Annotated in this window: 9 protein-coding genes and 1 pseudogene; 4 read left to right on the top strand and 6 right to left on the bottom strand. The window is 26.8% G+C overall.

Annotated elements, in window-relative coordinates; all coding sequences use genetic code 11:
* From Q1J76_RS03775 to Q1J76_RS03790, 4 genes and pseudogenes are all read left to right on the top strand, one after another.
* A pseudogene (locus Q1J76_RS03775) lies at positions 1-686 on the top strand (hypothetical protein); the annotation flags it as partial.
* Positions 687-758: 72 nt separating this feature from the next.
* Positions 759-1,766 carry an NAD(P)-dependent oxidoreductase gene (locus Q1J76_RS03780; RefSeq protein ID WP_300367026.1) on the top strand — a complete coding sequence of 336 codons (1,008 nt, stop codon included), beginning with the start codon at positions 759-761 and terminating at the stop codon, positions 1,764-1,766.
* Between the two features lie 114 nt (positions 1,767-1,880).
* The gene (locus tag Q1J76_RS03785) at positions 1,881-3,503 is read left to right on the top strand and encodes a peptide ABC transporter substrate-binding protein (protein WP_300367029.1); all 1,623 of its coding nucleotides are present in this window, start codon (positions 1,881-1,883) and stop codon (positions 3,501-3,503) included.
* 205 nt (positions 3,504-3,708) lie between these two features.
* Positions 3,709-5,052 carry a LysM peptidoglycan-binding domain-containing protein gene (locus tag Q1J76_RS03790; protein ID WP_300367050.1) on the top strand — a complete coding sequence of 448 codons (1,344 nt, stop codon included), beginning with the start codon at positions 3,709-3,711 and terminating at the stop codon, positions 5,050-5,052.
* 251 nt (positions 5,053-5,303) lie between these two features.
* Here the strand turns inward: Q1J76_RS03790 and Q1J76_RS03795 are convergent, their stop codons facing one another.
* The 6 genes from Q1J76_RS03795 to Q1J76_RS03820 form a co-directional block, all read right to left on the bottom strand.
* The gene (locus tag Q1J76_RS03795; protein ID WP_300367032.1) at positions 5,304-6,974 is read right to left on the bottom strand and encodes a Na/Pi cotransporter family protein; all 1,671 of its coding nucleotides are present in this window, start codon (positions 6,972-6,974) and stop codon (positions 5,304-5,306) included.
* A 694-nt stretch (positions 6,975-7,668) separates the two neighbouring features.
* On the bottom strand, positions 7,669-9,717 hold the full coding sequence (gene uvrB / locus Q1J76_RS03800; RefSeq protein WP_300367035.1) for an excinuclease ABC subunit UvrB: 2,049 nt from the start codon (positions 9,715-9,717) through the stop codon (positions 7,669-7,671).
* 35 nt (positions 9,718-9,752) lie between these two features.
* Positions 9,753-10,424: a hypothetical protein gene (locus tag Q1J76_RS03805; protein WP_300377878.1), complete on the bottom strand. Its 672-nt coding sequence runs from the start codon at positions 10,422-10,424 to the stop codon at positions 9,753-9,755.
* Positions 10,403-10,663 carry a hypothetical protein gene (locus Q1J76_RS03810; RefSeq protein ID WP_300367041.1) on the bottom strand — a complete coding sequence of 87 codons (261 nt, stop codon included), beginning with the start codon at positions 10,661-10,663 and terminating at the stop codon, positions 10,403-10,405. The genes Q1J76_RS03805 and Q1J76_RS03810 overlap by 22 nt, the downstream gene beginning before the upstream one ends.
* Before the next feature lie 11 nt (positions 10,664-10,674).
* A complete protein-coding gene (locus tag Q1J76_RS03815) occupies positions 10,675-11,529 on the bottom strand; it encodes a M23 family metallopeptidase (RefSeq protein WP_300367044.1) in 855 nt (284 codons plus the stop codon).
* Positions 11,526-12,437: TP_0783 family beta-propeller protein (locus tag Q1J76_RS03820; RefSeq protein ID WP_300367047.1), on the bottom strand; the 912-nt coding region annotated here is incomplete at its 5' end. The genes Q1J76_RS03820 and Q1J76_RS03815, both read right to left, overlap by 4 nt.

The raw sequence follows: 12,437 nt of genomic DNA on the forward strand, positions 1-12,437 counted from the left end.
ATATGTTTTCTAGCAGTATGAATAGATTTATGGACTTTCATATTGGAACATTTGATATAACTACAAAAATAATTGATATTAATGATGTTCGTTTAGCTATAGATAATGTTAATAAAGAGTTAGAATCTGCTTCTTCTATGCATTTAGCAAATAATGATGGCACTAAAAATAATAATGAGAATGAATCTAATATTCCTTCATATAAATTAATAAATGCTTCATTTGTTGTAGACCCTATAGGAGGTAAATCTATAAATGATATAGAGATAGGAGATAAAGTTTTAGTAAGTATAAATTCAAATACTGTTGAAGAGAATATTATATATTTAGAACTTAAGGGCAAAAAGGATAAATATTCTAAATATTTAGTTCCTGCTGAAGTTTTGGAAAAGACTGTAGAAGAAAAATCAATTAAAATATTACTGAAATTGATAGATGGATATTGTTGCTTAATAGAAGAGATTGAACCTATTAAATTAAAACTTTTCAATCCAAATAGAGATTTAAATGTTAGTAGTAGTAATAAAAATAGTAAAGAAGAAAGTAATTCAGAAGATAAAAATAAAACATTCTTTGAAAAGATTTTTTCTAAAATTAATACATTCAAACTAGTTATTTTTGGATTGGGAGCTATTATAATATTTGTTTTTTGTGCGATATTGTATGTATTCTTTTTCCAAACTTAATTTTGAAATTATTTAATTACATTTTACATAGATATAATTATAATTATTTTAAATTATTAAAGGATAATAATTATGAGTATAGTTGTATATTCTGTTTTAGATGATGAATTAGAATATTTTAAATTGATGGAAGAGAAATACAATACAAAATTTAAATTGCATAAATATCATTTAAATATTGATAATGTAGATAATGCCAAAGGATATGATTCTATTGTATTTAATGCAAGAGATGCCATTACTTATAAAGTTCTTGATAAACTTAAAGAATACGGTGTAAAATATATGAGTACAAGATCTGTAGGTTTTGATAATATTGATATAGATTATGCAAATAAAATAGGAATCAAAATAGCAAATGTTCCGTCATATTCTCCTAATTCTGTTAGTGAATTTACAGTGCTTTCTCTATTATCCTTACTTAAACATTATAATAATTTGATTATAAATTCCCATAATAGAAATTATATAAGAACAGGACTTGTGGCAAAAGAGATTAGAAATTTAAATATTGGTGTTATAGGCACTGGAAGAATAGGTACTTTGACTATAAAACATTTAAAAGGATTTTCTCCAAAAAATATATATGTATATTCAAGAACTCAAAAAGAAGAGATAAAAAATTATGCTGAATATGTTAGTTTGGATAAATTATATAAAGAAAGCGATGCCATAATATATCATATACCATTTACCAAAGAAACAAAGGATATTATCTGTAAAGAATCTATAAGTAAAATGAAAAAGGGAGTATATATTATAAATGTTAGCAGAGGTGGAATAGTTAATAATATAGATTTACTTAATGGACTTAAAAATGGACATATTGGAGGTGCCGCTATAGATGTATATTCTAATGAAATAGAATATGTTAATAAGGATATAAAAAATATAGTTTTAAAAGATGATATTATCGAAGAATTATTTAAAATGGATAATGTGATAATAACTCCTCATTTTGCTTTTTATACTGATGAAGCACTTTCAAATATGGTAAGTATTTCTATTGATAATATATTTGATTTTAAAAATAAAGGCGAATGTGAAAATCAAATAAAAACTGTTAATAAGAATCAATAATTTTTCATTTTTTAATTGACTAAGTCTAAAAATTATATAAAATTGTATATATAACTTTTAATTAGTTTTCTACTTATAATTTAGTTAAAATATTTTAATTATGAGGAGTCTTTTATGAAATGTAAAAAAATATTTTTAATTACCAATATTAGTTTGATATTTTTATCAGTTTTATTATCTTCTTGTTCTCAAAAAGTCAAATCTATCAGTAAAGATATAGTGGTAAATTTAAGTGTAGAGCCAAAAACTATAGACCCTAGTTTAAATGCTCAAATATATGGTGTAATTTATATATCTCATGTATTTGAAGGATTAACTGTTAGAGATAAAAATAATGATATAGCTCCAGGTGTGGCAGAAAGATGGGAAATTAGTGAAGATGGTAAAACATATACTTTTTTTCTGAGAACTAATTCTACTTGGTCAGATGGCAAGCCTGTTGTGGCAGAAGATTTTGTATACAGCTGGAGAAGACAGGTTGATCCTAAAGTTGCAAGTGAATATAGTTATCAGCATGAACCTGTAAAAAATGCTATGGCTATCACAAGAGGCGAATTACCTGTTGATGCTTTGGGTATTAAGGCTATTGATGATCATACATTAGTTGTAGAATTAGAAGCCCCTACAGCCTATTTCTTGGAAGTGACAGCATTTCCTACATTCTCTCCTTTAAGAAAGGATATTATAGAGAAGTATGGCGACAAATGGACATTAAGTCCCGATACTTATATAGGTAATGGACCTTATATAATGTCAGAACGCAATATAGATGAAAATATTATTATGCTAAAGAATAATAATTATTGGAATGCTGATAGTATAATAGCTGAAAAAATAACATTTGTATTTATGCAAAATGGAGCAGCTGCTATAGCTGGAATAAAAGATGGTTCTTTACATATGGCTTATGAACCTCCTCAGCAGGATATTCCTAGTTTATCTAAAGAGGGATTAATACAAATTAAGCCTCTAATAGCTACATATTATTATCCTATTAATGTAACTAATGAATATTTACAAGATCCTAGAGTTAGACATGCTTTATCTCTTGCAATAGATAGAAATTATATAGTGGAAAATATTACCAAAGGTGGACAGAAACCTGCTGGTGGATGGGTGCCTTATGCGGTTAAGGATATAGATGGCGATTTTAGAGATAATGGCGGAGATTTTTATGATATATCAAAAAACAGATATGCTAAAAATATAGAAAAGGCTAAAAAATTGTTTGCTGAGGCTGGATATCCTAATGGAGAGGGTTTCCCTGTTATAGAGTTCAAAACAGATCCTGGTAATCATGTAGGTATATTTGAGGCAGTTCAGCAAATGTGGAAGGAACATCTTAATGTAGATTCTACAATTACTCAAATAGATAATGCTTTACTTGGTCAAACTTTATTAGAGAAAAAATTTATGATAGGTAGACTTTATTGGTCAGCTGATTATTCTGATCCTATGTCTATGATGAGTTTATTTACAAGCTATAATACTCAAAATAATGGTGGATACAGTAATAAAAAATATGATGACTTAATAGCTCAGGCTATGTCTACAGATGATAATGAAATAAGAATGAAAGCCATGCATGAAGCTGAAAAAATACTTATAGAAGAAGATATGGGAGCAATACCTATTTACTTCTTTACTGAACCTTTACTTGTAAATCCTAAATTAAAAGATGTTGTATACAATCCATTAGGTTTTCATAAATTTTTCTATGCTTATTTAGAAAATTAATTTTTATTATACATAAAATAGGTGCTATGAAAGTTTCATACCGCCTATTTTATTAAACTTATTCATATTAATATCCGATTTTAAATATTAAAATAACTTGAAAATCTTTTCATAATAATGTTTAATATATGAATTAATTATTAAGGTGGTTTTAATTATTAAAAAAATAAAAAAAATTATATTGATTATTTCTCTTATAATAATAATGATTTTTGCCAATTCCTGCGATACTTTCGATTTATATATAAGAAAGGCATTGGAAGGGGCAAACTTTTATGAATTAAGCGTATATGGAGAATCATTAGGTCGAGATATAAAAGTTGTTGAACTTAGAGGATTTGATGTAAATAATTTTAGAAATGACAGAGTTTCTTATTATATAAATAGATATCAAGGAAGTTGGAGACCTTATATGCAGAAAATCATAGATAGGTCTCAAATATATCTTCCTTATATTAAAGAAGTTTTTAAAGAAAAAGGTGTTCCAGAAGATTTAGTTTATCTTCCTATAATAGAAAGTGATTTTAACCCTCAGGCGGTTTCTCATGTGGGTGCTGCTGGACTTTGGCAGTTTATGCCTATGACAGGGGCAATATACAATCTTAAAGTTAATTATTGGTCTGATGATAGATTTGATCCAGAACGTTCTACAAAGGCTGCTGCTGATCATTTAGTTAGACTTGATAAAAATTTTAAATCTTGGGTAATAGCATTAATATCATATAATGCAGGTGGTGGAAGAATATCTAAGGCAATTAGAGAAGTAAAAAGTAATGATTTTGAAGATTTATTAAGAGCTGGAGTACTTCCAAAAGAGACAGAGGAGTATATACCAAAATATGTTGCTGCCGTTATAATAGCTAAGAATCCAGAAAAATTTGGATTTAAAATAAATAAACCTAAAGTAGTTTTTCCTCAAGGGGATTTGGTTTATGTGGATGATGCTGCCGATTTATCAGTTATTGCCAAGATGATAGATGTAGATACGGAAGACTTGAAAGCTTTGAATCCTCATTTGGCTAGAGGTGTTACTCCTCCGGGAATGGTGAGATATCCGCTTAGAATTCCAGAAGGTATGGGAAATAAATTCAATGACACTTTTGGCAAAATACCAGCTTCTGAAAGAGTTACTTTTAGAAGACATGAGGTAAAAATGAATGAAACGCTTTCTCATTTATCAAAATTTTATAATGTACCTATTAATGCTATAGTTGAAATAAATAAATTAAAATCAAGAAGTCTTAATATAGGTCAGCAGGTAATGATTCCTATACAGGGGCTTGATAATGCTAAACAGGTGGATTTGGCACAGTATGAGGAAGAACAGCAGAGAATAAGAGAAGGCAGATTTGTATATTTTGAATCTTTACCATCTCCCGATTATGAATATAAAGATATAATGTATCATGTTAGATCTGGAGATACTCTTTGGATTATTGCAAGAAGATTTAATATTGATATAGCAGAAATAAAAGCATGGAATAAATTAAATAGTAATGTACTTTCTATAGGTACAGAAATATTTTTGAGAATACCTATAAATAAATGATAAGCAGTAAATCAAAGTACAAAACTTGTAGGGTGATTTAAATTTCTAAAGGTATAAAAAATAAATTAGTGATTAATTTTTTTATTGCTAGTGATAAAACTTTTAATTTTAGATTTTTTATTTCTTGTATAATAAAAAGTATTCAGTTGGTATATATATATAATATTAAAAATAGTTAATAAGCCAAAAAATTATCAGCTACTCATTCATCTATTTAATTTAATATCATAATTAATATTTAATTTGTATATTTATTTATCTTTTTCTGTTATGGCTTCAACTATATTAACTAAATTAGCAATAGATCGGTTAAAATACACTAATACATCTCCATATAAATGTGCATTCAAAGCAGGTATTAATGACTTATCAACATTATCATAATGTCTTTCTCTTGCCTCATAATAAAAGCCTTTAATATCATGATATTTTTGCATAGCTTCATCATAAGTTTTTTCTTTATTTAGATAATAATATTGAAGTATCAAAGTTGATAAATAATCTATAAAATCTTTATTATTATTAATCATTTTTATAATATCTTCTTTTTGTGTATCATTGAATAATGTCTTTTTTTCACTACCTTTCATTATAGCTTTACCTAGATCTTTTAAATTATCTCCTAAATTTTCATAGTATGTACTTATATTTATAAGAGAAGCTATATTTGATGAATTTATACTATTTTTACCAAGCAGTTTTAATAGAAATGTATGTATTTCATTATCTGTATTATCCAGCATTTTTTCATGATCTCTTATTTTGGTAAGTAGTCTTTCACTAGGGTTATCAAATAACTGCTCTATTCTAGAAAGCATTTTTTTAGCAGTTTCACCCATATAAGCTACTTCTTTTCTTACTTCTATCTCAGCAGATACTGGCATATTTAATAATTTATCTGAAAGAACACTTACATGTTTTTCATCTTCTTTATCTCTAATTATTATGCATACTATTTTTTCTAATTTTTCTGTTAAGAAATAGAATAATATAACATTGATAATATTAAATATTGTATGTGCAGCTGCTATATAAAAAGATATATTTACATATTTGTTATTAACTATAAGATGAGGATCTCCTATATTCATAAAGCCCACAATAATATCAACTATTTTTATATAATATGGGAATAGGAAGAACATATATATAACACCGAATATATTAAATAAACAGTGAACTAAAGCAGCTCTTTTGGCATTTGTAGAAGCTCCTAATGTTGCTAAAACAGCAGTTATAGTTGTACCTATGTTTTGTCCCAATATTAAAGCTACAGCAGTGGGATAATCTATTAAACCAACAGTTGCCAATGATATTGTAACACCCAAAGCAGCACTACTTGATTGTATTATTGCAGTAACAATCATACCTATCATGACACATAAAAATCTTCCATAAATAGTATTTGCATTTGCCATTAAAAATATTCTTTTGAAATCTTCAGAACTTCTTACTCCTTCAAAAGCCATTTTCATAAGTATAAGTCCGTAAAATATCATACCAAATCCCATTAGTATTTCACCAAAGAATCTAAGTTTTCTATTTTCAGAACCGAATATAACTATCATAGAACCTATTCCAAGCGAAGGCAAAGCAAGTACATCTATATTCAATGATATTATCCAACCTGTAACGGTAGTACCTATGTTAGCACCAAGTATTATATTTATAGCCTGTGAAAGTGTGAGTATATTTGCATTTACAAAACTTACTGCCATAACAGTTACAGCACTACTTGATTGAACTATGGCAGTTATAACAAAACCTAAAGCAATTCCAAATATTTTATTTTGGGTTACTTTATGCAGTATATCTTTTAAAGCGTTTTCTGTACTTTCTTGAAGTCCATCTGAAAATACTTTAAGACCATACATAAAAAGTCCAAAACCGCCTATCAGCGAAAAAGCTAGGTTTAAAAACATTTTTCATATCCTATAATTTATTAAATTAGGAATGTTTAGAATATCATGAATAGGTAAAAAGTCAATAAAAATAAATTATTATGTTAATTTGTTTATTAATTTATTTTACATTTTAATTTTTTTATTTTTATATAATAAAATATATACTAGAAGAATTTATTGAGGATTGTATAGAATAAAATAAATTTACATTGTATTGATTATGGGAGGATAAATTAAATGCAATAGCTTATATATTTTATGCGATGAAAAAAATTGAAAGTTATTAAAGATATTATTAATCCTATAGATTGGGAATATGATAACTCTTATTGTACTTTTAAATTCCATATTGATGATGAAGTTGTAAGTAGTGTATTTGTTATGAATGAGGTCTCTATATAAAAATTAGATAGAGAATTAATAAAACAATATTTAGAAGAATTAAAAGAAGTGAAAGAAAAAATGAAGATAATTCAATATTAACACTTATAAGATTTAATATAGATTGTAGTATTGAGAGAAAAAACTTTTTCAATTAGAAAAATGTTTAATAAATATTCTGAGCATATAAATATTGCTTATATTTCATATATAGATAATAGAGGAAAAAATTTTACTTTAATGTATTCTTCAAATGGAAGTACAGATTTTTCTATTTAAATTATTTTTTGATTATTTGTATACAATAATTTATTGATGTTATAATTGGAGATTATTTTTTTCTCTTTCCATTTGGATTTTTGGAGGTTACATTTTTATGTACATTTTTATTTTGAGGCTTTAACTGTTTCAATTGATTAATTTTTTCTCTTATTTCAATAGCCTTTTCAAACTCTAAACTGTCAGATGCTCTTTTCATTTCTTTTTCAAGCTCTTTTATATAATCATCGCTTCTCTTTTGAGGGTCAATTTTTACTCTTTCATTAAATCGTCTGAAATCAAAATGAAGCTCATAAGATGTTTCAACTTTTTCTTCTCTTTCAATTATATCCTGTATCTTTTTAATAATAGTTTTTGGAGTGATATTATGTTCTTTATTGTACTCCATTTGTATTTTTCTTCTTCTTTCAGTTTCATCAATAGCTGTTTTCATAGCATCACTGATACTATCAGCAAACATTATAACTCTACCATTAGCATTTCTTGCCGCACGTCCTATAGTCTGTATTAGGGTAGTTGTATTTCTTAAAAAACCTGTTTTATCAGCATCGAGTATCAATATTAATGAAACTTCAGGTACATCAAGCCCCTCTCTTAAAAGATTTATCCCAACAAGTACATCGAATGCCCCGAGTCTTAAATCTCTTATTATCTCAACTCGCTCTACAGTTTGAATATCAGAATGCAGGTATCTAGTTCTTACTCCATTTTCATTTAAATATTTTGTAAGGTCTTCAGCCATTTTTTTTGTAAGAGTTGTTATAAATATTCTTTCATTATTTGATACAGTTTTTTTAATCTCTTCAAGTATTCTATCTATTTGCCCATCAATTGGATATACTTCTATGATAGGGTCAAGTAATCCAGTAGGACGAATAATCTGCTCTACAACCTGCCCGCTTTTTTTTATTTCATACTCGGCAGGAGTAGCACTAATATATATTGTGTCATTTGTAAGTTTTTCAAATTCTTCAAAAAATAATGGTCTGTTATCAAGTGCTGAAGGAAGTCTGAAACCGTATTTTACTAAAGTTTCTTTTCTGCTTCTATCTCCAAAAAACATTCCTCTTATTTGAGGCACACTTACATGCGATTCGTCTATAATAGTTAAAAAATCTTCTGGAAAATAATCTATTAAACAAGCAGGTCTGTCTCCTTCTTTTCTTCCCGATAATGGTCTTGAATAATTTTCTATACCTGCACAATATCCTACTTCTCTAAGCATTTCCAAATCATATTTTGTTCTTCCATATATTCTTTCAGCCTCTACCAATTTACCTTCTGATTTGAATTTATTATATTGCTCTTTAAGTTCTTCTTCTATAAGTTTAATTCCTGATGCAAGTTTTTCGCCTCCCGTAACGAAGTGTTTAGCAGGATATATAACAACTCTGTCCTGTTCTGCTAATTTCTGTCTTGTTACAGGATTAATTTTCATTATTCGCTCAACAGTATCTCCGAAAAACTCTACTCTTATAACTTCATCAGAATAAGCACTCATTATCTCTATAGTATCACCTATAACTTTAAATCTAGCTCTCTCAAGAACATCTTTAACTCTTTCATACTGTATAGATACTAATTTTTCTATTATTTCATCTCTATCATATTCTCCGTCTTTTTCTATAGCAATATAAAGTTTTCTATAATCTTCAGGAGAACCCAAACCATATATGCATGAAACAGAAGCTACTATTATAACATCTCTCCTTTCAAGAAGCGATGTAGTTGCTTTCAATCTTAATCTGTCAATTTCATCATTAACAGAGGCATCTTTATCTATATATAAATCCTTTGCAGGTACATATGCTTCAGGTTGATAATAATCATAATATGAAACAAAGTATTCAACTGCATTATTTGGAAAAAAGTCTTTAAGCTCTCTGTAAAGCTGTGCGGCTAATGTTTTGTTATGAGACATTACTAAAGTTGGTCTATTTGCTTTTTCTATAACATTAGCTATTGTAAAAGTTTTTCCACTTGCTGTAACTCCGAGCAGAGTTTGATATTTATTTTTGTTTTCAAGTCCTTGCACCAAAGATTCTATTGCAGTTATTTGATCTCCTGAAGGCTTGAAATGAGATTCTAGTTTAAAATTCATTTATAAATTATACTATACTTTTTATATTTAGTAAATTATCTGAAATTTTTTTTTAATTTTGATTTAAATACATTAAATTCTCTATATATATTTATATAATATGGATTATAGTTTAGATTTTTATTTTCAGCAAGTTTTTTTATATATATTTTACTCCATGTTAAACAATGCAGAGAATGAAATCTTATTTTTTTATTTATATTTTCATCATTATAATTACAAAAAGGAATATCATTTTCGAAGAATATTTTTTTCATTTCATATTTATCTTTTTTGAGCATTTCAAAATTAGGACTTCCATAAACAATACCAAAATCAAATACTGAATCATCTTTTATTTCGGATAAATTTCCTACCGATAAATTTGTATTTGAAAAAAAATCCCTTGAAATATCCATATCAGAAATAGTTCCTGCAACTCCATTATTTACTCTGTATGGATCATTATAATACATATTTTTTAGTTTATTTATTTCATTTTCATCTGTATATTTCAATAATAGATATTTTGAAAATTCTTCTAATACTTTTACATCTCTAATATACATAGTTAAAGCTAGTTTATTTGCTAATGATATATCATAATTATAAAATGGTTTTAATGCCTCATCTAAATTAGAAAATATTAATATATCGCTGTCAATATGCAGGCATTCATTTATCTTATATTCTTTCATAAAATCTTTTATAATAATCCATCTTTGCATACAAAACATTTCATAATTAGGATCACTTTTTCCAAGATGTATATAATGATTTTTGAAATTGATAGATTCTTCTTTAGTAAAACTTTATTTATATTAACATAAGTAGAATATTTAGAATACTCTTTATATTCTCTATCAGATATTAAAAATACATTGGCATTTTTATTTGTTTCTCTTATCCTTTTCAATGCATAAACTAAGTATTTAGCAAATCCTACATGTAAAATAACTATATTCATAAAAAATTATATTAATAAAAATTAACAATTCTATTTAGTACAACAGTTTTATTATCAAAGTCTGTAACTTCTGCCTTAAAATTGTATTTTCCTCTTTTGGGAATAAATACACCGCCTCTATAGAAGTGAGAATCTACTCCATAAACTTCTTCAAAAGTATAATTCGGAGATATATAATAAACATTATCCCTTTTTATGAAATATGTAAAATCATAATCTCTTAATAAATCATCATTCATAAAAATTTTTACTCTTTTAAGTCCCATAGGTATTCCACCTAAAAGATCATAAGCTTTTACGAATAATTTTATTTCTCCATTGTACCTCATAGGCATTTTATCTTTTATTTGTATAAGTCTGTTTTCAGTCCTTAAATATATACCATGAATTAAAGGTTCTTGAATTGAGCCTTTATCTATATTTAGATATTCTAATGGATCTACTACCAATCCTTCTTTCATATTCTCTATTGTAAGATGCAAATGAGCACCTCCTGATCTTCCACTGTTTCCTGTTAAAGCAACCACATCTTTTTCAGTAACTTTTGCATAAGATTTTTCAATACTTCCTGGCTCTATATGATAATAATAGCTTCTTAAACTATCAGGATGCTCTATCATAAGAACATTACCAACCCCATAAAGAGGTCTTGTAGGGTCTTCTGCCTCATCTGTATAATAAACTATTTCTCCATCTTTTACAGGATATATCTCCATTTTATGACCACCAAAGTCAACACCATTGTGAAAATGATCCGTTCTGAACTCTCCAAATGTACTTGTAATTCTTATTCTGTTCGGATCTATAGGAACTCTTGCAAATAAGAAAGATGATATTAACAACAATAATAATATATATTTTTTCATAGCTTAACTCTTTTGTATGTATAAATAATTTTATCTGTTACAATCATATATTCATTTTCTAAATTTGATATATCAAGATTATATACCCAGCCTTCTATTTCTTTTTCAAACACAATTTCTTTAGAATGATTATCATATATCAAAACTACACTTTTGGCATCTTTAGATACGCTCATAATAGTTGAATTTGTTTCGCTATTTAATTTCATATTTATTGCATTTTGCATATTATATTTTTCTATGTTTATTTTATTGATTTCTTTTCCTTTATTTAGAGAATATAATACAATATCTTTATCGGCTAGCATGAATGCTGTCATAGATTTTTCACTTATATAGCTTGATACATGGCGTCTTCTATTCAATTCTGTATTTAAATACCATATAGTGTTTCCATTGGCATCATAAAGAGTTATGTATTCTGGTCTTATGCCACTTACTGATAGAGCAAAGCTTCCATATTCGCTTATAGCAACAGATTTTACTATATTTATTTCGCTTAATATAGTAGATATTGAAAAAGATAAATTACCATTTCTATTAATATATGCAATATCACCGCTTGAAAAACCTGCTATATAATCTCCTGTATTAAGTGCGAATGCTCCATCTGTAATAATTTCTCCGTATTTTATATGTTTGCTTAATGGATTATTATTAAAATCAAACATTTGTATTTTTGAATTGTCGCTAGAATGATAAACTATTCTTTTGGCATAAGGAGCAATTTCTGGATAAATAGATGTATTAGTACGCCATATAATAACACCCATATTATTATATGCATCTATATAATTTCCATATCTTTTATAAATAATAAAATTTTCATTATTTAATGATGCTAATTCTCCTCTTGATAAATTTGTGCTGTATATTGTATTTCCCTTAAAATCAAAATAATGTATTAT

The sequence above is a fragment of the Brachyspira sp. genome (assembly GCF_029258575.1).
GTDB lineage: Bacteria > Spirochaetota > Brachyspiria > Brachyspirales > Brachyspiraceae > Brachyspira.

Coding starts and splice junctions, on each gene's coding strand:
- uvrB (WP_300367035.1), bottom strand. CDS start 9,717: ATGAATTTTAAACTAGAATCTCATTTCAAGCCTTCAGGAGATCAAATA.
- Q1J76_RS03790 (WP_300367050.1), top strand. CDS start 3,709: ATGATTTTTGCCAATTCCTGCGATACTTTCGATTTATATATAAGAAAG.
- Q1J76_RS03785 (WP_300367029.1), top strand. CDS start 1,881: ATGAAATGTAAAAAAATATTTTTAATTACCAATATTAGTTTGATATTT.
- Q1J76_RS03780 (WP_300367026.1), top strand. CDS start 759: ATGAGTATAGTTGTATATTCTGTTTTAGATGATGAATTAGAATATTTT.
- Q1J76_RS03795 (WP_300367032.1), bottom strand. CDS start 6,974: ATGTTTTTAAACCTAGCTTTTTCGCTGATAGGCGGTTTTGGACTTTTT.
- Q1J76_RS03805 (WP_300377878.1), bottom strand. CDS start 10,424: ATGCAAAGATGGATTATTATAAAAGATTTTATGAAAGAATATAAGATA.
- Q1J76_RS03810 (WP_300367041.1), bottom strand. CDS start 10,663: ATGAATATAGTTATTTTACATGTAGGATTTGCTAAATACTTAGTTTAT.
- Q1J76_RS03815 (WP_300367044.1), bottom strand. CDS start 11,529: ATGAAAAAATATATATTATTATTGTTGTTAATATCATCTTTCTTATTT.